Annotated in this window: 20 protein-coding genes; 10 read left to right on the top strand and 10 right to left on the bottom strand. The window is 69.9% G+C overall.

Features of this window, described 5'->3' with window-relative positions:
- Nucleotides 1-68: 68 nt before the first annotated feature.
- Nucleotides 69-626 (bottom strand): CGNR zinc finger domain-containing protein, encoded by a 558-nt coding sequence (locus AADR41_RS10255; RefSeq protein WP_342281015.1) that lies wholly within the window; start codon nucleotides 624-626, stop codon nucleotides 69-71.
- A 180-nt stretch (nucleotides 627-806) separates the two neighbouring features.
- Between AADR41_RS10255 and AADR41_RS10250 the strand changes: the two genes are divergently transcribed.
- Together AADR41_RS10250 and AADR41_RS10245 are read left to right on the top strand one after the other, a co-directional pair.
- Nucleotides 807-1,250, top strand: a complete 444-nt coding sequence (locus AADR41_RS10250) for a hypothetical protein (RefSeq protein ID WP_342281014.1) — start codon at nucleotides 807-809, stop codon at nucleotides 1,248-1,250.
- On the top strand, nucleotides 1,241-1,654 hold the full coding sequence (locus AADR41_RS10245; RefSeq protein ID WP_342281013.1) for an EamA family transporter: 414 nt from the start codon (nucleotides 1,241-1,243) through the stop codon (nucleotides 1,652-1,654). Before AADR41_RS10250 ends, AADR41_RS10245 begins: the two co-directional genes overlap by 10 nt.
- A 687-nt stretch (nucleotides 1,655-2,341) precedes the next feature.
- Here AADR41_RS10245 and AADR41_RS10240 read toward each other — a convergent pair.
- From AADR41_RS10240 to AADR41_RS10225, 4 genes are all read right to left on the bottom strand, one after another.
- Nucleotides 2,342-2,731 (bottom strand): GntR family transcriptional regulator, encoded by a 390-nt coding sequence (locus AADR41_RS10240; protein ID WP_259934326.1) that lies wholly within the window; start codon nucleotides 2,729-2,731, stop codon nucleotides 2,342-2,344.
- Nucleotides 2,728-3,432, bottom strand: a complete 705-nt coding sequence (locus tag AADR41_RS10235) for a hypothetical protein (RefSeq protein ID WP_342281012.1) — start codon at nucleotides 3,430-3,432, stop codon at nucleotides 2,728-2,730. The genes AADR41_RS10240 and AADR41_RS10235 overlap by 4 nt, the downstream gene beginning before the upstream one ends.
- A 763-nt stretch (nucleotides 3,433-4,195) precedes the next feature.
- Nucleotides 4,196-4,891: a UbiX family flavin prenyltransferase gene (locus AADR41_RS10230; protein ID WP_342281011.1), complete on the bottom strand. Its 696-nt coding sequence runs from the start codon at nucleotides 4,889-4,891 to the stop codon at nucleotides 4,196-4,198.
- A gap of 76 nt (nucleotides 4,892-4,967) precedes the next feature.
- Complete coding sequence (locus AADR41_RS10225) at nucleotides 4,968-6,407, bottom strand: UbiD family decarboxylase (RefSeq protein ID WP_342281010.1); 1,440 nt, start codon at nucleotides 6,405-6,407, stop codon at nucleotides 4,968-4,970.
- Between the two features lie 218 nt (nucleotides 6,408-6,625).
- Here AADR41_RS10225 and AADR41_RS10220 point away from each other — a divergent pair, with 218 nt between their 5' ends.
- Nucleotides 6,626-7,618 carry an Lrp/AsnC family transcriptional regulator gene (locus tag AADR41_RS10220; RefSeq protein ID WP_342281009.1) on the top strand — a complete coding sequence of 331 codons (993 nt, stop codon included), beginning with the start codon at nucleotides 6,626-6,628 and terminating at the stop codon, nucleotides 7,616-7,618.
- 852 nt (nucleotides 7,619-8,470) lie between these two features.
- Here AADR41_RS10220 and AADR41_RS10215 read toward each other — a convergent pair.
- Nucleotides 8,471-8,848, bottom strand: coding sequence for a hypothetical protein (locus tag AADR41_RS10215; RefSeq protein ID WP_342281008.1), 378 nt, complete (start codon nucleotides 8,846-8,848; stop codon nucleotides 8,471-8,473).
- Between the two features lie 374 nt (nucleotides 8,849-9,222).
- Entirely contained in the window at nucleotides 9,223-9,846 is a 624-nt protein-coding gene (locus tag AADR41_RS10210; protein ID WP_342281007.1) for an LD-carboxypeptidase, read from the bottom strand.
- Between the two features lie 559 nt (nucleotides 9,847-10,405).
- Here AADR41_RS10210 and AADR41_RS10205 point away from each other — a divergent pair.
- Entirely contained in the window at nucleotides 10,406-11,071 is a 666-nt protein-coding gene (locus tag AADR41_RS10205; RefSeq protein ID WP_342281006.1) for a hypothetical protein, read from the top strand.
- 383 nt (nucleotides 11,072-11,454) lie between these two features.
- On the top strand, nucleotides 11,455-11,619 hold the full coding sequence (locus tag AADR41_RS10200; protein WP_342281005.1) for a hypothetical protein: 165 nt from the start codon (nucleotides 11,455-11,457) through the stop codon (nucleotides 11,617-11,619).
- 51 nt (nucleotides 11,620-11,670) lie between these two features.
- Here the strand turns inward: AADR41_RS10200 and AADR41_RS10195 are convergent, their stop codons facing one another.
- Entirely contained in the window at nucleotides 11,671-12,366 is a 696-nt protein-coding gene (locus AADR41_RS10195; protein ID WP_342281004.1) for a TetR/AcrR family transcriptional regulator, read from the bottom strand.
- A 130-nt stretch (nucleotides 12,367-12,496) separates the two neighbouring features.
- On the opposite strand from AADR41_RS10195, the gene AADR41_RS10190 reads away from it, so the two are divergent.
- The 3 genes from AADR41_RS10190 to AADR41_RS10180 are packed head-to-tail and all read left to right on the top strand — an operon-like array spanning nucleotide 12,497 to nucleotide 16,577.
- Entirely contained in the window at nucleotides 12,497-13,687 is a 1,191-nt protein-coding gene (locus AADR41_RS10190; RefSeq protein ID WP_342281003.1) for a CaiB/BaiF CoA transferase family protein, read from the top strand.
- A 46-nt stretch (nucleotides 13,688-13,733) separates the two neighbouring features.
- Complete coding sequence (locus AADR41_RS10185) at nucleotides 13,734-15,125, top strand: MFS transporter (RefSeq protein WP_342281002.1); 1,392 nt, start codon at nucleotides 13,734-13,736, stop codon at nucleotides 15,123-15,125.
- A 33-nt stretch (nucleotides 15,126-15,158) separates the two neighbouring features.
- Nucleotides 15,159-16,577 carry an amidase gene (locus AADR41_RS10180; protein ID WP_342281001.1) on the top strand — a complete coding sequence of 473 codons (1,419 nt, stop codon included), beginning with the start codon at nucleotides 15,159-15,161 and terminating at the stop codon, nucleotides 16,575-16,577.
- Between the two features lie 356 nt (nucleotides 16,578-16,933).
- Here the strand turns inward: AADR41_RS10180 and AADR41_RS10175 are convergent, their stop codons facing one another.
- Together AADR41_RS10175 and AADR41_RS10170 are read right to left on the bottom strand one after the other, a co-directional pair.
- A complete protein-coding gene (locus AADR41_RS10175; RefSeq protein ID WP_342281000.1) occupies nucleotides 16,934-18,184 on the bottom strand; it encodes a PP2C family protein-serine/threonine phosphatase in 1,251 nt (416 codons plus the stop codon).
- Between the two features lie 333 nt (nucleotides 18,185-18,517).
- Complete coding sequence (locus AADR41_RS10170) at nucleotides 18,518-19,132, bottom strand: DUF2867 domain-containing protein (protein WP_342280999.1); 615 nt, start codon at nucleotides 19,130-19,132, stop codon at nucleotides 18,518-18,520.
- Between the two features lie 105 nt (nucleotides 19,133-19,237).
- Here AADR41_RS10170 and AADR41_RS10165 point away from each other — a divergent pair, with 105 nt between their 5' ends.
- Together AADR41_RS10165 and AADR41_RS10160 are read left to right on the top strand one after the other, a co-directional pair.
- Entirely contained in the window at nucleotides 19,238-19,828 is a 591-nt protein-coding gene (locus tag AADR41_RS10165; protein ID WP_342280998.1) for a TetR/AcrR family transcriptional regulator, read from the top strand.
- 387 nt (nucleotides 19,829-20,215) lie between these two features.
- Nucleotides 20,216-21,391 (top strand): serine hydrolase domain-containing protein, encoded by a 1,176-nt coding sequence (locus tag AADR41_RS10160; protein ID WP_446751007.1) that lies wholly within the window; start codon nucleotides 20,216-20,218, stop codon nucleotides 21,389-21,391.
- The last annotated feature ends 25 nt before the right edge of the window (nucleotides 21,392-21,416 follow it).

Below are 21,416 nucleotides of genomic sequence, written 5' to 3'. Positions count from 1 at the left end.
GTCCGCCGCCCGCCGTGAGAGAACCGGCACCACCGCACCGGGAAGTGAAAGGGCGGCGTACCGGGCAGTCATGTCCGCCGGGTCTTCCGTGCAGTCGAGGGCCGGGCTTCATCGTGGCGCCGCTCTCGGTGACGCGCCACGGCGTCGTTGTTGGCGCAGCGCACGGAGCAGTAGACGCGTCGGCCGTTGCGGGAGGTGTCGACGAATGCCAGACCGCAGTCGTGGCGCGCGCACCGCCCCAGCCGTTCAGCGCCGGCGGAGCACACGACGTAGGCGAGTCCGGCTGCGGTGACGGCCCGGACATGCGCGGCTGCGTCGGCTCCGGTGGCGCTGTAGTGCAGGTGGGGCCGGCCGTCGTGCAGGGAGATCCGGGGACTGCTGGAGGCGTCGGCGAGGAGTGTGTTGACCGCTCGGCACCGCTCTTCGAGTGCCTGCCGGCCGAAGCACTCGGCCAGGCGCCGACTCCATGTCCAGACCGTCTCGGCCTGCGCTGCGGTGAGCGTGCGGTGCACCACGCCGTGCGTGGCGAGCAGTGGTTCCAGGTGCTCGGGTCGTGGTGGCGCGGTCAGGTTGCTCAGGTCGGCGGCCAGCCGGGCGGCCTCTCCGCCGTAATGGTTGAAATGCATAAGGCAATTACATCATCGCGTGGGTCCGAGCCGCAGTGGCGCGCGGCGGCGGGCCCGGTGGCCGGCGTGGTCGTCACGGCAGGGCCTGGCTGCGTGGACCACGGAGAGTCCCCGAAAAAAAGTACGGCGGTGAAGTTGCCCCGCCCGCCTGGGCAGGACACCGCGAAGGCAACCGCCTTGATGTCGGCCCAGATCATCAGCCTTCAAGCGGGTTCGGCCGTGGCCAAGGAGGCGTATGCCGTCGTCGGTCCCACGGCGCCGGCCGGTATGCGGCTGCCCTTCTCGGCCGCGATCCTGTGGACGTCGGTCCGGCCGCGGCTTCGGGATGTCACGGCTGTGCGGTCGCGGGCGGCGATCTCGCTCGGTCTGGTGCTCGCGGCCATGAACCTGGCGTATTTCCAAGCCCTCGACCGCCTGCCGATCGGGGTGGCCGCGACGTTGGAACTGCTCGGACCGCTCACTTTGCCGATCGTTCTGTCCCGTCGGCTTGAGCACTTCGCCGTGGCGTTGCCGGCGCTTGCGGGTGTACTCCTGCCGGCCACCCCAGGGGCCGCGCTCTCCGCCGCCGGACTGCTGCTGGGGGGGGCGCCGCCGCGCTGTGCCGGGCCGGGTATGTGGTCCTGAGTCGGCGGGTCGGGCGCCTGTTCCCCGACTGGACGGGGTTGGCGCCGGCACTGGCCTGCGGCGCCTGCGTGATGACTCCGATCACCGCCGTCACAGACGGTGGCACGGTGGCGGCCCACCCTGCCGTCCTCGGCACCGGGCTCCTGGTGGCCCTCCTGTCCTCCCTGATCCCGTACTCGCTGGACATGGCGGTCCTGCGGCGCATCGATGTGCGCACCTTCGGAGTGCTGCTCGCACTGAGTCCCGCCGTGGCGGCGGGAGTCGGTTTCGCTTTGCTGAACGAGCAGCTCACAGCTCGTCAGCTGTGTGCCATGGCGCTGATTGTCCTGGCCGGCGCCTGGTCGGTGCGCCGCTCCGCTCGGCGAGTCGGACCTGCAGACCACCCCGACGCCCGGCCCACATGAGCCACCCACTGATGTAATGGTTGAAGTGCCTTAGACAATGACGCCATGTTGGTTGCATGACTCCCCCATCCGTGGCCACACCGTCGGACGACAGCTGCCCCGTCTGCCACGAGCCGACTCGGGCGGAAACGCAGTTGTGGAATCTGAGGTCCCACCACCGCACGTCTGGAGGTGAGGTCGAATACTGCGTCGGCGACTGCGGCTGCCTCGTCATTCTGGTCAACGGCGAGTTGATCAAGAGCTTCCCCGCCGGCCGTCAGTAGTCCGGCGATGGAGCCACCTCGCCACGCAAAGCGCTCCATTGGTCCACCGCGAGCACCCGGGCAGTGCCAAATGTCGGTTCTGGCACGGAACTTGGGGAGCGGTCGCGCAGAGGGACAGTTCTGTTCGGTGACCGGAGAGCGTCACGACCCTGAGCCCGTCACCGCGCGCCTCAACCGCCACAGGCATGAGCCCTGTTCGAGCCGACACGTACGCTGTCGCGACGGAACCGGGATCGTGAAGGTGGTGTCGACATGTCCTTGACGTGGCTGGAGAGGGTCCGCGGTCGTCGTACTCGGCGCACGGTTCGACAACGTTCGCAATCGCCTCGTCAAGCGCACCGAGCAACGACGAGCCGTTCTCGACCGCCTCGGCGTGCACTGGCAGCGGCGGCGGAGCAAGGGCGCGAACTGATTCGCCCCGAGGTCACGGTGTGTCGCGGGATGCGAGAGCATGCCGGATTGCCGCGAGGGTTTCCTCGTCAGTGGCATTGAGCTGCCTGGCGGCGGCCGCGTAGCTGCTTGCGTGTGCCGCGAGCTTCGCTTTGATGTCGGTAGTGGCCGCGGGGGCGACGACCTGGGTACCAGAACCTCGGCGGCTCTTGACCAGGCCCGCGGTCTCCAGTTCGCGGTATGCCCGCACAACGGTGTTGTTGGCCAGCCCGAGGTCGGAGGCAAGCTGGCGCACAGACGGCAGCCTGTCTCCCTGGGTCAGCCGGCCGATGGAGATCAGATCCGCCAGTTGTACGCGGAGTTGCTCGTACGGTGGGACCGGGGAGGCGTGATTGACGCTGATGCTGATGCCATTTGTCGTCATGGTCGGCCCTTGATGTAGGCCTGCGGCAGCAACAGGACACCCAGACAGTGACACGCGGTCAATGCGGAGGTGAAAGCCGTGACGGCCAGCCCCCACAAGGCCACGTCCTTCATCCCTCCCGCGCAGGACAAGCCCAGTACCACGACGCCCATCGTCAAGGAGACAGCGAAAAGAGGGGCGGCCACCAGCACACCCCATGCGCCGACTGCCGCCCGGACGTTCGTGCGGCGTTGGTCGTCGCTCGCGCACCGCGCGGTGACACGGCGCAGAAGCAGTGCGCAGGCCACGGTGCCGACGGCGAGGCCGCCGAGGGCCGGCCAGGCGTAGTGGGGGCCCGGCCAGGGCGAGAGCAGCTGGCTGCCCTCCGGGCACGTGACCGACAGCGCACGTCCTGGACGGCCGTCGGCGTCCGACGAGCCCGTTGCGGCGGAGACGATCAGGAGGACCAGCAGGACAACCGCCTGCACGGCCAGGGCAGCGGTCAGGAATCGGGGCAGGTTGTCCCGGATCCGGCGCGGTGCAACCTCGGCCACTCGTAGTCGGCCGGGACTCGGGCGCGCGATTGCATGTGCCGCGAACACGCCGCCCATGGCACACAGGCCGAACACGGGGAACCCGTACAGCAGATCCACGTCGGACTCGGGGCTGAAGGAGACCAGGGCGTTGACAGTCAGGCCGGTCGCCGCGCCGGCCCATCGCACGGGAGTCTCAAGCCTCGCCCGCCTCGCACTTTCCGTTCCTGCGGCAGCAAACATGCCGGGCCCGTCCCCTCCCACGATGTGTATCAACTATGTGACACACTGCCCCGGCAGATTGAAGTGTGTCAAGTAAGTAACACACTTGGTCTGCCCGTCTCGGCCGCCCTCATCCGCTCCGTGGTCCCACGGCACCGGAGGGGCCCACCGACCACCCTCGCCGAAGCCAGTCGCCACCTCGTCCGATCCAGTCGGGGCGGAAGTCCGAGGAACGTCCGCCCCGGCCGTCGCCCGGGCCGCTACCCGGCCGGCCATTCCCGGGTGCCGGCCAACCGTTCGGTCTCGGTCCCGGCCTCTTACGACGTGGACCGGGGTCGGCACCACGGAGGACTTCCCACGGGGACGCAGGGTGACAGCGGTGCTTCCGCCCCACCCGGAGCCTGCTCCGGGTGGGGCGGGCCGTGCCGGTGGGGGGTTCGCGGCTCCTGTCCGCGTCCGGCCCCGTCTCGTCCGGCCCCGTCCCACCGGGCGGGCGCCCCCGCCGCGGCCTGCTGAGCCCCCCTGGCCGCCGAGCCGGGATGACCATCCGCATCGTGATCCGGGACCAGGTCACCGGTGCCGCCGGCCGGCGCTTCGAGGCCCGAGAACCGACCCGGAACTCAACGCCTGTCACACCCCGACGCGCCGCCAGAGCCCCACTTCCGCGGAAACCGGGGTGAAGCGTCCGGAGGTCGGCCACGGAGCGAGGGACTTCGCTCCGCGCCAAAGCTCAAGGGCGTCCCGAACCCCGCCGACCGGGCTGCTGGCGTTCGCCGTCTCCCGGGCTGCGCCGCCGCATCCGGTCCACTCCTGACATGGGCCCGCGACTGCGCGTATGGGCCAGGCCCTGCCACCGCGCCGCGATGTCCGCGGTGCCCACCGGGAGATCGAACTGGTCGAGGATCCGCATGACGATGTGGTCCACGAGGTCGCTGATGCCGTTCGGGATGTCGTAGAAGGCCGGCATCGGGGGGACGATACGGACTCCCATACGGGAGAGGGCGAGCATGTTCTCCAGGTGGATCTCGCTGAGCGGTGTTTCCCGGGGGACGAGAACCAGCGGACGGCGTTCCTTGAGCGTGACGTCGGCCGCACGGGCGATCAGGTTGTCGGCCATGCCATGCCGTACCGCCGCGAGGGTCTTCATGCTGCACGGGACGATGACCATGCCCGAGACCGGAAAGGAGCCGGAGGAGATCGTGGCGCCCAGATCGCCGAACTTATGTGTCACGTCGGCGAGTTCGGAGCAGTACCTGCTGGTGCGGGACGTCTCCACCTCGATGGTGGAGCGGGCCCAGGTGCTCAGCACCAGATGGGTCTCCACTTGCGGCACCTCCCGCAGGATTTCCAGCAGGCGGACAGCGATCGGTGCCCCGGTGGCGCCGGTGACTCCGACGACGAGGCGGGTGGGGGAAACGGTTGTCACGGCGGGCTCCTGTTGCGGCGGAGGGGAACGGGCTGGCGGGGAGGGGGCGCGCTGCCCCCTCCCTTGCTGTGCCGGGCTACATCGACAGGACACCCGCCCAGCGCGCGCGCAGCTCGTCCCGGGTCGTCTCGTCGACCCGATTGGCCGCCGGGTACTGGTCCTTCCACGCGAACGGCTTGCACGCGTCGATCAGCACGATGCCCATCGACAGATCACCGGCGGCGCGTTTGTCCGGCGACAGCCGCGGGTCGATGGCAGTGGTGGGTGCGCGCAGCACCTGGATGGACTCGGACGGGTCGACGCGGGTGAACATCGCCCACAGGACGTGGTTGATGTCGGTGATGTCGATGTCCTCGTCGACCACGACGAAGTACCGCTCCATGCCACCGGTGCGCTTGCGCCCGGCCGCCGCGAGCAGTGCGTGCATGGCGTCGCCCGCGCCGGTCTGCTCGATGGAGACGACCATCATGAGCTGGCGGGCGTAGGCCCACACTCCCTTGATGTTCTGGACGCCGGAGGCCTCCAAGTGGTCCCAGGTCACCGATGCCGAGTACAGCGGGACGGCCTGGTCACCGGCCGGGACGGTCGGGAGCATCGGCGGGGCGCCCAGGATGATCGGGTCGTCCCGGTGCATGATCCGGTTGACCCGGACCACGGTCTCCTGGCCCGAGTGCGTGTAGTAGCCGGTCCACTCCCCGAAGGGCCCCTCCAGCACGGACTCCTCCTCGACCGGCGGCAGTTCGCCCTCGATCACGATCTCCGCGTACGCCGGGATCGGCAGGTCGCTGCCCGGTGCGTACAGGACCTCGACGCCCTGCCCGCGGAGTCCGCCCGCCAGGTCGTACTCCGACATCCCGGACGGCGCGGCGATCGCCGCGGCCGTCGACAGGATCGGGTCCTGGCCCACCACCACCGCGATCGGGCAGGTCCGGCCTCGCTTCCAGTACTTCTCGGCGATCGCCTTGGCGTGCCGGTTGCCGAGCATCCACAACGAGAGCCGGTCCGGGCCCTGGACACAGGCCCGGTAGGTGCCGACATTGACCCAGCCGCTGTCGGGGTCGCGGGTGATGACCATGCAGGCAGTGCCTATGTAGCGGCCGCCGTCCCCGTCGTGCCACTGCGGCGCGGGAAAGATGCCGAGATCCACGTCGTCGCCGACCAGGACGTTCTCCAGAACCGGTCCCGTGGCGACCTCCACCGGCGGGATGGGTTCGAGCCGCTTGCTCAGGTCCTTCCAGGCCCGCACGATGTCGAGCTTCGGAGTGTCGTGGGGCAGCCCGAGTGCCACCGCGGTCCGCGCGGCGGTCCCCATGAAGTTGGTGAACACGCGGTGTCCCGCCGGGTAGCCGGGAATGTTGTCGAACATCAGCGCGGGGCCTTCCTTCTCCGCCATCAGTTCGGTGATCCCGCCGATGTCCAGGTCCCGGTCCGCGCCGTCGATCCGGAGAACCTCGTCCTTCCCGAGCGTCTGCGTGATGTGATCGATGTAATGCCGAAGGTCACGGAATGCGTTCATGTGTCGTCGGGGAGCCGGGCAGTACACCCGTGCCTCCCGTCCTCCTCTTCTCTTTCGTGACGGCGGCGGCTGCGCATGGAGCGGTTGCCCACAGGGGGCGGCTTTCGCGAGGGCAGTCACCGCGCGGGCCTGCATCGCCAGGATCCGGACCGGCCAGGACCAGGCGCAACGAGCCTGGACATGCATGCCGGATATTGCGCGAGATAGAGTCGGGATACGTGGAATGCATCGATCTCCAGCTCATTCATGCACTGCAAATTGATGGCCGCGCACCACTGCACCGGATTGCTTCGGTGCTGGGAATCTCCGATCAGATGGCCGCCCGCCGCTACGCCCGGCTGCGTGAGACGGCGGGGCTCCGAGTCGTGGGCCGGCTCAATCCCCGTCCTGTCGGGCAGACCGTGTGGGCGCTTCGACTGCAGTGCGTCCCCAGCGCCTCGCTCGGCCTGGCCCAGGCACTGGCCGAGCGTGAGGACACACGATGGGTGCAGCTCGCCTCCGGCGGCACCGAGATCATCTGCCACCTCGCAGTCCACCGTGACAGCGACCGGGACGCGCTGCTGATGGACAGGCTCCCTTCGAGCCGCCGGGTCACCTCGATCACCGCGCACCGCATGCTGCGGCTGTTCAAGGGCGGACCGACCACCTGGGACGGCCCCACTTCCGCGCTGAGCCGGGACCAGATGGACGCACTCGCGCCCTCGTACCCGCCCCCTCACCCCCAGGCGGCAGCGGTGGAACTCACCGACCTCGACCACGTCCTGCTCGCCGCGTTGAACCGCGACGGCCGCGCGCCGCACGCAGCGCTCGCCGTGGAGGCCCGGTGCCATGAGTCGACGGTGCGCCGCCGCATCGCGCACCTGCGCACGGCCGGAGCGCTCTTCTTCGTGCTGGACGTGGACGAGCGTCTCCTGGGCAACCCGGCCGGAACCACCATCTGGATGTCGGTGCAGCCCTCGCAGCTCGCCGCCGCCGGAGCCGCGCTGGCGGGCCACCCCGAAGTGGCATACGCCGCCGCCACCACGGGGCGGACCAACCTCCTGGCCAACGTCCTCTGCAACGACGACGAGTCCCTCTACGTGTACCTCTCCGACCGCATCGGCACTCTCCTGGGCATCGACACGGTCGAGACCGCCCCGATCATCCGCACTCTCAAACGCGACGGCTCCGTCACACGCAACCACGGCCTCGGGATGGGTGAGCGCCGTTGATCGTGTGGCCGGGGCCTCCGGCAGGCCGCGCGCTGAACGCCCCCGCATCGATGTGAGCGGCTACACGGAACTCATCCGTCACGGTGCCGAACTCCGGCTCCTCCAGCGGATTCAGTCTCACCTTTCGGGCGGGTCCGTCCTTCGAAAGTGAGCGCCGTGTCGGCCCGTGGGCGATCGAGTTGGACTGGCCGAGCATCGGGACCAATGCAACATCTCCAGGGCAGTGTCGCGTGCTCGCTTCCGTTGAGTCCAAGAATGTGCGCGATCTTCGCAGCGATCTCCGCAATGTCGGCGGGGCGACTGGTGTCGACGGTCAGCAACGGACCGCCCAGCTTGAGTGGGCCCGGGTACGTGGCACGAATGGCGGCAACGCGCTCGGCGAGAGCGGCCGCGGCCCGGCGCAGGCCGACTGGCCGACGTTGGCACGGAACAGGTACGGACAGCCGCTCCCCGCATCGATCGCACCCCGGCCGCGCCACGCCCGCGTGAGCCGGGTCAGTCGAGTGCGCGCAGTACCAGCCTCGCCACTCCCGTGATCCCCCGTCCGATCCACCGGAGCAGTCCCGTCTCCACCGCCAGCTCGGCGGCATCCGCAGCTACGTCCGCACGGTCCTCACCGGAACGGCACCGCGAACAGGAACGAGGCCAACTCTTCTTTTGTGCACTGCACTTTCTACATATTGCCATATCCGCATTCTGCCCTGGTCGGTCTGCGGGCCAGCCACAGCACCGACCACCCCTGCGCCGCTCCGAGACCGGCCCTCACTGCGACCTCGCTCCGCAAGCATGCCGAGCAACTGGAGATGTGCGCCGGCCCCGGCCCGGCCGGGGGCCGGGCCGGGGCAGTGTGCGTTACGGGCGCGGTATCTCTGTGGTGACCTGGTCATACCGGACGAGACGAGGGGTGAAGGAATACGAGGGATGTCTCTCCTGGAGACGTGCCGTGGCATCGTCGAGATACGCCCACATGTCGGTGGGGTCGGCGCCGACGCCGAAGGTCGCGTCGTTCAACACCTCCATGTCGGGACTCGCGATGTATGCCACGTACTTGAGGGTCTGACTGCCACCGGCCATGGATGCTTCGGTCTCCTTCAAGGTGCTGTGTGGTGTGTTCTCGTCCCTGCCGCCCGTGGTGTCTGCGGCCTGCGCTGTTCCGGTTGTCGTGAGAAGTGTCGATGCGGCAACTGCGCCGGTGGCACTCAAGAGCGCTCGCCGGGAAATGTCTGACACAGTCCTCCCCCTGCCCTGGTGGCCCCTCACTGCGGGGGCTCGCGGCTGACGTTACAGCCACGTCTTCGCAGTGGAAGGACCAATGCGGTGACTCGGATCCCGGTTCCGGGGACTCTTCCGCGGGTGGCTCCGTACGCGGCAGAGGGTTCTGGCCCGGCTTTCATGCAGTCGCCACGGTGGATGACGGCTGAGCGCCCGGGCGGCTTGCGAAGTCGCCCGAGAACAGGCTGTGGTCAGTACGGCCGGGCTGACGGTCCGGGCCGTGGACAAGGCCGTGCCCCGGTTGAAGGAGCTGTTGATCCTGGCGATCACGGACATCGCGATGCGGTCGGTGGACGTGAACATCGAGATGGGGCGTGCTGGCGCGCAAGGCATCACACACGAGAACCGCGACCGGCCCCGACAACCGGCGGGAGATCTCCGGAGCGTTGTTCAGCCGACCGGTTGCGTCGCCGCGTGCGGCCGTACCGCCGGTTCGAGCGCAGATAGCTCCACATATGCGATGCCTGGCCACCCGTCTCCTCCCAGAACAGCACCGCGCCGTCGCACCTTTCGAGTGGCAGCGCGTACGGCGTCGCCTGTGCCGGCACGATGCGATTGATCACCCCGCCGATCAGCCGGCCTTCGGTGCGACCGGGACGCCAGCACTCCCACGACGGGGTGGTCGGCAGCGCACCGATCGCCTCGTCACTGGTCTGCAGTCTCAAGTAGAGCTTCTCAAGCACCGCTTGGCGTGCTGCGGGCGCGGCCTGCCAGTGCCCGCCGAGTCCAGGGGTGGCCAGGTCGGCATGGAAGCCGACCAGACCCGTGCGCGCATGGAGCACCAGATGCAGCAGTGAGATGTCGCTGTGACCGAGGATCGGCTTGGGGTCGGCAGCGATCGCCTCGACGTCGATCAGGTCGAGGTAACCGAGCGCCGTCTGGCCGCCGTCATACGCGATGATCGCGCGCACCTCGGGATCACGCAGCAGTCCGTTGAACTCCTCGGCGATCTCCACCGGCCGAGCCGCACCCCATCAGTTGCGCCGCCCTGCTTCGAGGTGCGGTGCCCGGCGCACACGGAATCCCATCCGCTCAAGCACGACCACTGCCTGCTCAAGATCGGGCTCGTAAGCGGTGTGGAGCGGCCCGGACAGCGACGCGACGGCGAGATCTCCGGGCCCAAGAGCGCGAGGCCGAAGCAGTTGAGGCAGTTGAGGCAGTTGAGGCAGTACGGAACCAGTCACCGACGCCGTCGGAACGATCGAGGCCGATCGGGCCGTTGCCGCCGGTGATCTCGGTCCGCAGGTCCACAAGTCCGCAGGTCCGCAGTGGCGAAGGTCGCAGGGAACCGCGCGGCGTCGTTCCGTCTTCGTTGACTGCCGTGAGCACGGGCGTGCCTTCCCAACCGGCGCAAGATCACCCCGCGGCACGACCGAGACGACGATCGGACGAGGTGACAGCCATGCGGGAGGACAAACCCCAGGGCTTACGCTCCCGCACATGACCAAGTTCTTCGCCACCGTGTGCCTGCCGCCGACCGCGCCTCGGAAAGTTCCACAGGCGATAGCTGCCACCATGGCGCCCTACGATACCGACCTCACCGAGGAATGGAATCCGGTCGGACACTGGGACCGGTGGGCCATCCACTCCAGCGCGGGCAACGCCTACCTCGTGCTGCCTCCGCACGACGGCGACCGCAGGCTCGTCACGGCCTCGACCGTGCCGCGCAGGAAGGCGAAGCTTGATGTTCTCGGGCCGCTGGAATGCTACGGCGGGCCTCGGGGGCTGCTCGACTTCGACGGCATGCGGCAACGAGCAGCGCGTACGCATGACGCCCTGCTCGCCGCCTGGACCGAGCTGACCGCGCTGCACCCGCCGGCCCGCCCGCTCGCCGACTTCCTCGCCCGCCACGAGGCCGATCCTGAAAGATACTCACCGGCAGATGCCAGGAAGGAGCATCTGGCCCAGCCGCTGGTGCAGGACGTGGCCCGGCGGGCCGTCGCGGAAGACCCGCACTTTGACACGTCGTTCCTGCTCAACGACCCGGTCGCATATTTTGCGCAGGAGCACGAGGAAGCCCGGCTGTGGTCGGTCCGGTGCGCCGTGCCCGGCTTCGCGCTGGTCACCCTTGATGGCTCGTGGACGGACGCGGGCACAGACGGCTACTGGGAACAAGCCAACCGCTATCTCGACGGTCTCGACGCCGAGGCCGTCGTCATCGACCTGCTCTGTCACTCCTGAGCCGTCGGAGCGGGCCGGACCAACGGAGGCCCGGCCCGGGGAGGGCGAGGATCACGAGCGGGTGCTTGCTGACGTCGCTGCGCACGGTCGCCGGCCGGCGGCGTACTCCCTGCACTTCGGTGAACCCTCACGCAGCGCGGATGTCACCCCCCCTACCTGCCGCCCGCGGCCGGGGAGTCCGTCACCGCCGACGGGATCCACGGCCCGGCCATCCGGAACGCCGCCATCGCGGATCAGCGCTCCCCCGCCCTGACCGCGGACGGCGTCATCGGCCCGAATACCTGCAACAAGCTGGTCCGTTCCGAGTCCGGCCACGGCGTCGGCCCCGCTCCCACGTCAACGGTCACAGGCTCGACCTGCGCACGCGTGACGAGGGCAACCGCGTGGCCGACCGGATCAGGACCACCCAGCGCGAGGGCGCTCCCCGGGACGAGAACGCCCGCTGTCGCTGCACTCTCGACGGCATCTCCGCCAAGTACGTCTACGAGGTCCCCGCGGCGGCGTCTCCGGAGGCCCCCTCGCAGCGCCACAAGAATGTCAAGACGTGACTTGACGTGATCTCAGGTGGGGACCAGGCGGGAACCGGAGTCGCCGGCCCGTCATCCCTGCATGTGCCCCTCTGGCGCCGGTGGAGCCGAGTCGCGTCCCGCCTGCGGGGTCTGCTGCGAGGCCGGCGTGGCGAGGCCGGCGAGCATGAGGCCGAAGGCTCGGGCCACACGTGCGTCGAGTTCGTCGACGGGGATGCCGGTGTCGCGGGCGTAGGCCTCCCGGAAGATGACATAGCCCATCTGTGCAGCGGCGGTCATGACATGAGCGGCGAGGACATCGGCGTCTTCGGGCAGTGAGCCGTCGGCCTGGTCCCGTTGCAGGGCCTGGATGGTCAGGGCGAGCCGGGGCAGCGGGCTGAAGCTGTCGTCGCGGTCGAGTGCGAGCAGCGCTTCGAGTTTGACGAGCTCCGGCTCACCGAGGCGGTGGCGGAACATCGCAAGGCGCCGCTCGGTGAACGGCTGCTCCCAGTGGCTGTCCCGGTCCTCGGTCTGGTTCTCGACGAGGTCGGCAGCCGCGGCGCGGAGCAGGGACTGGCGGGTGCCGAAGTACTGGTAGATCTGTCCGTGGTTGACGCCCGCCTCAGCGGCGATCTCGCGGAGGTTCACCCCGGCAAGGACTCCGTCGCGCTGGAGCAGGGTGCGTGCGGCAGCGAGCAGATCCGCCTCCGTCTCCTCCCTGCTGCGACGACGGCGCCGCTTCTTGCCCGTCTCGGCCCGATCGGCCTCGCGCGCCTGGCTCTCGGTCATGTGCTGCTCCCCGTCCGTCCTGGATGAATCTTCGCGCCTCAGCCCTTGCCGCGCCGAGACGACCACTCTATGGTCCCACTAACAACGTTTCGTTAATAACGAAACGTGAATAGTGTGCGAAGGGGCACCCATGTCGACACTCCCTCTGGCGGGCATACGCGTCCTCGACCTGTCCACCGTGCTGGCCGCACCGGTCACCGCGACATTCCTCGGAGACTTCGGCGCCGAGATCGTCAAGGTCGAGGATCCCGGCCGCGGTGACTTCACCCGCGGCACGACCCCGGGCGCCCGGTCCCCGTACTGGGCCCAGGAGGCCCGCAACAAGAAGTCCGTCACTCTCGACCTGCGCACCGAGGCCGGGCAGCAGATCGTGCGCCGGCTCGTGCCTCACTTCGACGTGGTCATCACCAACTACCGGCCGCCGACACTCAAGTCCTGGGGCCTGGACCCGGACACCCTGCGGGAACTCGCGCCGGACACGGTCCTCGTGTACGTGACGGGATACGGGCTGACCGGCCCGTACAGCGACCGCGGTTCCTTCGACCGGATCGCGAGCGCGTTCGCCGGCCTGACCTACGTCACCGGAGACGAGGACCGTCCGCCGGTGCGCAGTGGGTATTCGACGATCGACTACATGGCCGCCTATCTGGGGGCGTTCTCGGTGGTCACCGCGCTGTACCACCGGGACACCACGGGCGGCGGTGGACAGGTGATCGACCTGGCGCTGTACGAGGCGGGGTTCAGAGCATCCGAGGACGCGCTCGCCGCGTACGCAACGACCGGCAAGGTGCGGGAGCGCCTCGGCAACCGGAACCCTCAAATCGTGCCCGCCAGCGACTTCACGGCCTCCGACGAGCGGCGCGTGTCGATCCACGCCGGCACCGACGCCCTCTTCGGGCGGCTCGCCGTCGTCATGGGCCGTCCGGAGCTGGCGGTGGATCCCGCGTACGCCACACGAGCGGCACGTGCCGAACACGCGGATGCCCTGTACGCGCTGATCGCCGACTGGGCCTGCGGTCATTCGGCGGACGAGGTGACGAAACTGCTGAGCGATGCCGGGATCCCGGCATCGCCGCTGATGAGCGTCGCGGACATCGCCGCCGACGCGCACTACCGGGAGCGGGGCACGCTCGTCACAGTCGACGACCCCGACTTCGGGCAGCTCCTGATGGTCGCCCCCCTGCCGAAGATGTCGAAGACTCCGGGCAGCATCCGCTCCACCGGCCCGGCGCTCGGCGAGCACAACACCGAGGTCTACCAGGATGTGCTCGGCCTCGGCGAGGACGAACTCGCCGAACTGTGCGCCCGTGGCGTGATCTGAACCTCCCCACCTTCCCGCCCTCTTTCCTTCGGGAGGTCACGCACCCATGGCCGTCACCTTGCAGTCCTCCGCGCTCGGGATGCGTCTCGACCGGCTCCCGCTCAGCACGTTCCACCGTCGCCTGGTCGTCGCCCTGGCCGGGATGATCCTCTTCGAGTGGGTGGAGACGTACGCTTTCGCGTTCGTCGCCCCCGCCCTGCGCGAGCAGTGGGGCATGCCACTGTCCACGGTCGCCGTCGTGGCCGGAGTCGGTCAGCTCGGCGCCTTCGCCGGGGGTGTGCTCGGCGGCTACCTCGCCGACCGGATCGGCCGCCGGCGCACCATGCTGGCGTGCGTCACCCTCTACTGCGTCGCCACCGTCGGCTGCACCCTGGTCCAGAACCCGTGGCAGCTGATCACCGCCCGCACCGCGGCCCACTTCGGCGCCCAGGGGATGGCCGTGGCCGCCATCGTCGTCCTCGCCGAATTCGTCCCCGCCGCAGCCCGGGGGCGCCTGCAGACGTACAAGGTGGCGGTCGGCTCGCTCGGCATCCCGATCGCCGCCTGGGCCGGCTACTTCCTGGTGCCCATGGGGACGTGGGGATGGCGAGTCGTCTTCGGCCTCGGACTGTTCGGCGTCGTCTTCGCCTGGCTGATCCGCCGCTGGGTTCCTGAAAGTCCTCGCTGGCTCGCCTCCCGCGGCCGGATCGCCGAGGCCGAGGACATCGTGCGATCGATCGAACTCCAGTGCGGAATCCAGCACCCGGACGACGGGCCGGCAGCCCGCTCGGCAGCCGGTCCCGCCGCACCCGCGACGTCGCCCGCAACGGTCACCGCCGCCGCCACGCCTCGCCCCCGGATCGCCGAACTCTGGGCCGGTGCCAATCGCCGGAACTTCCTCGTCGTCACCACCATGTGGGTGACCGGCCTGCTCGCCTACTCCGCCTACAACACCTGGACGCCCACACTCCTCGCAGAGACCGGACTCGACCTCGACGACACCCTGCTGCTGTCCGCCGCCCTCGCCACAGCCGCCCCGCTGGGCGCACTTGCCGCCGTCCCGCTCATCGACCGCTGGGACCGGCGTCGTAGCCAGCTCGCCCTCGGAGTCCTGTCCGCCGCCGCTCTCGTACTGTTCTCGGCCGTCCGCGCCCCCACCGCCGTAGTGGTGTTGGGCTGCCTGGTCAGCCTGCTGTTCCAGATGGCCGTGCCCTTCCTCCAGGTGTACTCGGCCGAGCTCTTCCCCACCCCGATCCGGGCGCTGGGCTCCGGCACCGCCAATGCCCTGTCGCGGATCTTCAACTTCGCCGCGCCCATGCTCGTCGCCGCCGTCTACACCGGCGCCGGCTACACCGCCGTCTTCGTCCTGCTCGCCGCACTCAGCGCCACCGGCGGCCTCGTCGCCGCCCGTTACGGCCCCCGAACCACCGGCGTCAGCCTCGAAGCCACCACACCCTGAAGCCGCCCAGCCGCACAAGGAGCCCACCACGCCATGACCGACCTGTCCTTCGCCTCCGCCACCGAACTCACGGGTCTGATCCGAAGCCGGAACCTGTCACCCACCGAGCTCGTGCGCCACACCCTCGACCGGATCGCCACCGTCGACACGACGGTCAACTCCGTCGTCGCCCTCGCCCCCGAGCGGGCGCTCGCCGAAGCCGCCACCCTGGAACGGCGCCTCGCTCGCGGCGAGGATCCGGGGCCGCTCGCCGGCCTCCCGATCCTCGTCAAGGACCTCGAAGACGCGGAAGGCCTCCCCACCGCCCGCGGTACCCGCGCCTACCAGGACCGTCCGCCCGCCGCACGGGACAGCGTCCACGTCGCCCGGCTGCGCGCCGCCGGCGCCCTGGTGATCGGCAAGACGAACACGCCGCCGCTCGGCGCGGCCGTCCACACGGCCAATGAGGCCTTCGGCACCACCCGCAACCCGTGGAACCCCGAGCGGACACCCGGCGGTTCCAGCGGCGGCTCGGCCGCGGCCGTCGCCGCCGGAATCGTCGCCCTGGCCACCGCCGGAGACGGCGGCGGCTCCACCCGTATCCCCGCCGCCCTGTGCGGGATCGTCGGTCTCAAGCCGTCCCGCGGCCGCATCCCTCACGGCCCCTGCCGGATGCCGGTGTGGCCCCAGCACGCCTGCCTGACGGGCATGGCCCGCACCGTGCAGGACACCGCCCTGCACCTCGACGTCGCCGCCGGCCACCACCCCACCGACCCCAATTCGCTGCCCGCGCCCGTCCTCTCCTACCGCGACGCCCTCGGGACGCCGCTGCCCGCCCTGCGCATCGGCGTCCTGCGCACCCTCGGCATCGCCACCCCCCGACCCGAGATCCTCGGGGCCCTCGACCACGCGGCCGGCCTGCTGCGCGACCAGGGGCACGATGTACGGGACGACGAGTCGCCCCTGCCCGGCGCCCACGAGTTCCCCGCGCCGTTCCAACTCCGGCAGCAGGTGCTGGCGTACGCCCGGCTCCTCGATGTCCACGACGACTTCGCCCGGCGCCGCGACGCCTTCGAGCCGTGGTTCGCCGACCTCCTCGACGCAAGTCGCTCCCTGACTCCGGCCGACCTGGCCGCGTACTGGGCCCATCGCGCCCGCCTCGACCACTGGGCCGCCGACCTCTTCGACCGGTACGACCTGCTGCTCATGCCGACCACTCCCACCACCGCGTGGCCGGCCGAGGGCCCCGACGTGGCTGCGGCCGTCCGGAAGAGGGTCCTGCCCATCTCCTACACCGCCGTCTTCAACGACACCGGCCACCCCGCCATCAGCGTCCCCGCCGGAACCGCCCCGGACGGCCTGCCCCTCGCCGTCCAGCTCATCGCTCCCCACCACCGCGACGAACTCGCCCTCACCGCCGCGCACACGATCGAGACCGCGCTCGGGACACCCCGCCCGCCCGCCTTCACCTGAAACGCAACGGGCAGCCCGCCTCGTCCCTCGGCTCTCGGGCCGGGAAGCCCGCTGGGCAGCACCGGACAGACCTCGACCGATTCGGGACGCACCGGTGGCGGACAGCTTCGGAGGCGGTCCGGTGGAAGCACGCCGCGTCATGGCCGGATGGCCGGTCGTTGACGCTGTTGTGGCTGCGCGTGGAGTATCTCGTCGGTGTCATGGGTGGGTCCGGGTTGACCGGCGGCCCGGCGTCCTTCGTCGTGGGCGGCACCGCCGTGGCCGACGCCCGGCCGCCGGGCGACATTTCATCTGCAAGGGGCGCTGCGGGAGGGGGTGCCCGGCCCCTGTCACCGGAGTGTTCCGTCGAACCTCCGTCAGAGGCGGACGACGACCAGTGCGATGTCGTCACGGCCGCCACTGGCGAGGCCGAGGCGCGCCAGAACGGTATCGGCCAGCTGCTCCGTGCCGAGTCGGCCGCACTCGCTGAGCACACTCGTCAGGCGGGCCAGGCCGACGTCGATGTCTTCGCCTCGGCGCTCGATCAGTCCGTCGGTGTAGAGCACGAGGGTGTCTCCGGACCTGTAGGAAAGGCTCGCCTGAGGCCGGGGAACGTGCTGGAGACGGGCGCCGAGCGGCGGGTCGGTCGCCTGGTCCAGGAGTACCCAGCCGCCGTCGGGGCCCACGAGTACCGGCGGCGGGTGACCCGCACTGCTGTAGGAGATCAGGCGGCTTCGGGTGTCGATGATCGCCTTGAAGGCGGTGGTGCCCAGAGCCCCTTCGACGGACCGGGCGTACAGGCCGAGAACCTCCAGGGCCTGGGCCGGGCGTTCCAGGGCACGGACGGCAGCGGACAGTGCGCTGCGGAGCATCCCCATGACGGCCGCAGCCTCAAGGCCGTGGCCGATGACGTCGCCGACCGCGAGGGCGAGCCGGTCGGGCGGAATGTCGACGACGTCGTACCAGTCGCCGCACACGTTCAGGGAGCCGGTGGCGGGCAGGTAGCGCACCGATACATCACGGTGGTGGGCCAGGTCGGGGGCATGGAGCATGGCTTCCTGCAACGTGACGGCCACCTCGCGTTCGCGGGTGTGAGCCTGCCGCAGCTCCTCGTTCAGCCGCTGCAGCTCCCGCGCCCGTGAGTACAGCTCCGCCTCCAGCGCCTGTGCCTCCTCCAGACGCTCCCCCACCCAGGCACGGGTGGGGTGTGTGGCATGGTGCGCCTTGACGAACTCGGTGACGTCCTCAACCCGGTGGATGATGTAGGCCACCTGCCCGTCCGGGCCCAGCACGGGGGTGTTCACCGGGGACCACCAGCGTTCCTCGAACGTTCCCGGCCGGCTCACGACGGGGATGTCGTACTTCTGCAACGCCATCGTGTCGGCCTGGCGGGTGGCCAGCACCCGGTGCAGGGACGCGCCGAGATTGCGGACGCCGTCGGCCTCCGGGTCGGCGGGATTGTCCGGGAACGCGGTAAAGATGTGGAGGCCGAGCAGGCCCTTCCGTGTGCGTCCGGTGACCTCCAGATAGGCATCGTTCACATCGACGATCACCATGTCCGGCCCGAGAACCAGATAGGGGCTCGGAGTGGCGGCGAACAGAGCCGTGTGATCAACCGCTGGGACCACCCGTGCCACGCTCCCTTCCCGCCCTCGCCTGCTCCCCTCTTCAATCTACGGGCCGCCCTGCAACTGCGCCCTCTGTCACCCGCCGGGTGTCCACGGGAAGGGCGGACGGACCAGTGGCTGGTCGGGTCATGCTTTGCCGGGCTGCGTCGAAGGGTCTCGCTCCGTGGCACCCCGCTCCCGGAGGCGGGCGGGTGCGGAACGTGGTGGCTGCGGATCCTGCGCTCCGGCTTCGCGGATCCCGTGCTCCGGCGTCCTCGTCGCCGAGTTTCTGAGGCGCGACGGCTCGGACCGGCACCGATCCGTTCACCAGTCCCGGGCCGACGCCCGCAGCGATCACTGCTGAGGGCCGGCGTCCCCGGGAGGCAGAAGCGCACGGTCCCGCCAGGCGCGCTCCCACTGACGGGTCAGCGCCGGATAGACGATCCGGTGGCGGAAGGGTGCGACAAGGGCCATGTACAGCCGTCCGAACCAGCCGTTGGGTTTGACCAGGACCGCCATCCGCAGCTCGTGGTCGCCGTCACCGGACAGCACCCACCCGAGGTGCATGAGGGTATGGACGGTCTTGTTCGCCAGTTCGTGGACGCACTCGTCGTCGAGCTCGTACACGGGGGTGAACGGGCTGCCGCCGGAGTCGGGCGTGTCCACGGTCTCGCGGAGGTCGTGCGGCAGGCGGTCACGCAGCGACCGGACCCGCGCCCCGAGGCCGGACTTGGGCTTGTCCCATCCGAGCAGGGCACCGAGCTTCCAGCGCACCGCGAACAGGAACCGGACCGCAGGGGTCTGCTTGGCGACGCCGCCGCCCGACCGCATCGCGGCGAGCATCACGGGGAAGTCGCCCGGCCCGGCGCCGGGGGTGCGGAAGGACCACACGTCCTCGGTCTCGAAGTCGCGGGTGAGCGCGTGGATCCGCCACGGCTGGTCGGTGTGGGAGGTGTGCGGAAGTTTCATGGCCGCTGCCGCCGTTCCTGTCGTGGGGCGCCGTCCAACAGCCCCGTTATACGCTTACGTATAAGACGAGGCTAGATCGGTTGTACGGTTGCGTATATCCGATGGATGAGTGAGGTGGGACACAACGTGGGCGCTGCTCGTACACCGCGCGACGCGTGGGTGGAGGAAGGGCTGCGGGCGCTTGCCGGCCATGGCCCGGACGCCGTCAGGGTCGAGGCGCTGGCGAAGCGGCTCGGCGTCACCAAAGGCGGTTTCTACGGGTACTTCGCCGATCGTGGCGCGCTGCTGGAGGCGATGCTGGACGCCTGGGAGCAGGAGAGCACCGACGAGGTGATCGACCGGGTGGAGCGCGAGGGCGGCGACCCGAGGACCAAGGCCCGGCGTGCGGGCATGCTCACCTTCTCCAGCGACCGGCTGCTCCCCATCGACCTCGCGGTCCGTGACTGGGCCCGGCGCGACGAGGCGGTCGCCGAGCGCCTGCGGCGGGTGGACAACCGGCGCATGGACCTGTTGCGCGAGATGATCGGCACCTTCTGCTCCGATCCCGACGAGGTCGAGGCCCGCAGCCTGATCGCCTTCTGCGTGGCGATCGGACGCCACTCCCTCGCCGCCGATCACGAGGGCCGCACCCGGGACGAGGTTCTCGCCCGCGCCGGCGACCTCATCCTCAGCCGCACCGGCACCGGCACACGGTAGGACCGCCAGGCCTCGCCCTGCGGAGCCCCCCAGGGAAGCCGGTGGCCGGTCGGCAGCGGCATACCAACAGCGCCCGATCGCGTCGCGCCGGCGCCCCATCCCGCAACTCCCCTACTGGCGGCTCGCGTTCAGCAGCAGGGGAAGCGGCTGTCGCCGGCGCCGGGAGCTCAGGCTTGGCAGGAGTCAGGACTCGGAGCCCCAGCGGACACGGACGGACTTCCACGGAAGAACACGAGGCTTGAGCACCACGACATCGAGCCGACCTCCGCGTTGGAGGAGGCCGGCGGGTGCGCCGGGGCCCGGGCACGATGTCCATCCGGCCGGCCCCCGTTCGAGACGGGTGCATGCCGGATGGCCGGTGCCCCTTGCAGTTCCTAACCTCGCATCATGATCCTTCGTCGTTCGTGGTTGTCAGCCGCGGTGCTGGCGCTGGCCGTGTCATCTCTGCCGCCCGTTGCGGCCGCAGCCGCGCCACGCCCATCCGGCACGGCGTGGTCGGTGCAGCGTGACGCCGACGCGCTGCGGGACACCGGCGTCACCGGGGTGGCGGTCCGCCTGGAGACCCCGCGCGGGACGGTCACGGCCCGCTCCGGGGTGGGGGATCCGGTCACTGGCCGCCCGGTCCCGAGGGACGGCTTCCTGCGACTGGGCAGTACCACCAAGACGTTCGTCGCCACCGTCATGATGCAGCTGGTGGGCGAAGACCGGATCTCCCTCGACCAGACGGTGGAGCAGCTGCTGCCCGGGGTCGTGTCCGGCGCGGGAAACGACGGCCGGACCATCACCGTCCGCGACCTGCTGCGGCACACCAGCGGCCTGCCCGACTACATCTACGACGTCTTCCCCAGCCCCAGTGCCCAGACCTACTTCGCCGACCGGTGGCGTGCCTACGAGCCCGAAGAGCTGGTGGACCTGGCCATGCGCCATGAACCCGTCTTCCCGGCAGGCACCCGCTGGGCGTACTCCAACACGAATTACGTGCTCGCCGGAATGATCATCGAGAAGATCACGGGCCGCACCTGGGAACAGCAGGTCCACAGCCGCATATTGCGTCCGCTCGGCCTGCGGCACACCGACACCCCCGGCACCCGGCCCTTCCTTCCGTATCCGCACGCGGCCAACCATCAGCAGTTCGCCGTGGACGAACCACTGGTCGACACCACGATCCCCTACCGTCCCTTCGACAGCGGGGCCGACGGCTCGATGACCGGAACGGCCCGCGACCTCAACCGTTTCTTCGCCGCACTGGCGAGTGGGCGGCTGCTGAAGCCCGCCGAGCTCGCAGCCATGCGGTCCACTGTGCCCGTGCCGCAGGACAGCGGTCACCCGGAAGGCACCCGGGACGGCCTGGGCCTGTTCTTCACACCCCTGTCCTGCGGCGGCGGCTACCTCGGACACGGAGGGAGCGGCTTCGGATATGTCGTCCGGGCAGCGACGACCGTGGACGGTCGACGCGCCGTCACCGTCTCCGCGCACAGCCGCTCCGCGGACCCGCGAACCGCAGCCCGGCAGGAGGACGCACTGCGCACACTCATCGACCACGCCCTGTGCCGCACCACCTGAGCCTCCACTCGGCACAGCGGTGAAG

Source organism: Streptomyces sp. CLV115, assembly GCF_038448545.1.
GTDB lineage: Bacteria > Actinomycetota > Actinomycetes > Streptomycetales > Streptomycetaceae > Streptomyces > Streptomyces sanglieri.
Note: the sequence above shows the minus strand (reverse complement) of the source record. Positions and strands in the feature narration are given on the sequence as shown.

Coding starts and splice junctions, on each gene's coding strand:
- AADR41_RS10255 (WP_342281015.1), bottom strand. CDS start 626: ATGCATTTCAACCATTACGGCGGAGAGGCCGCCCGGCTGGCCGCCGAC.
- AADR41_RS10250 (WP_342281014.1), top strand. CDS start 807: ATGTCGGCCCAGATCATCAGCCTTCAAGCGGGTTCGGCCGTGGCCAAG.
- AADR41_RS10240 (WP_259934326.1), bottom strand. CDS start 2,731: ATGACGACAAATGGCATCAGCATCAGCGTCAATCACGCCTCCCCGGTC.
- AADR41_RS10225 (WP_342281010.1), bottom strand. CDS start 6,407: ATGAACGCATTCCGTGACCTTCGGCATTACATCGATCACATCACGCAG.
- AADR41_RS10205 (WP_342281006.1), top strand. CDS start 10,406: ATGGCGCCCTACGATACCGACCTCACCGAGGAATGGAATCCGGTCGGA.
- AADR41_RS10195 (WP_342281004.1), bottom strand. CDS start 12,366: ATGACCGAGAGCCAGGCGCGCGAGGCCGATCGGGCCGAGACGGGCAAG.
- AADR41_RS10190 (WP_342281003.1), top strand. CDS start 12,497: ATGTCGACACTCCCTCTGGCGGGCATACGCGTCCTCGACCTGTCCACC.
- AADR41_RS10185 (WP_342281002.1), top strand. CDS start 13,734: ATGGCCGTCACCTTGCAGTCCTCCGCGCTCGGGATGCGTCTCGACCGG.
- AADR41_RS10180 (WP_342281001.1), top strand. CDS start 15,159: ATGACCGACCTGTCCTTCGCCTCCGCCACCGAACTCACGGGTCTGATC.
- AADR41_RS10170 (WP_342280999.1), bottom strand. CDS start 19,132: ATGAAACTTCCGCACACCTCCCACACCGACCAGCCGTGGCGGATCCAC.
- AADR41_RS10165 (WP_342280998.1), top strand. CDS start 19,238: ATGAGTGAGGTGGGACACAACGTGGGCGCTGCTCGTACACCGCGCGAC.
- AADR41_RS10160 (WP_446751007.1), top strand. CDS start 20,216: ATGATCCTTCGTCGTTCGTGGTTGTCAGCCGCGGTGCTGGCGCTGGCC.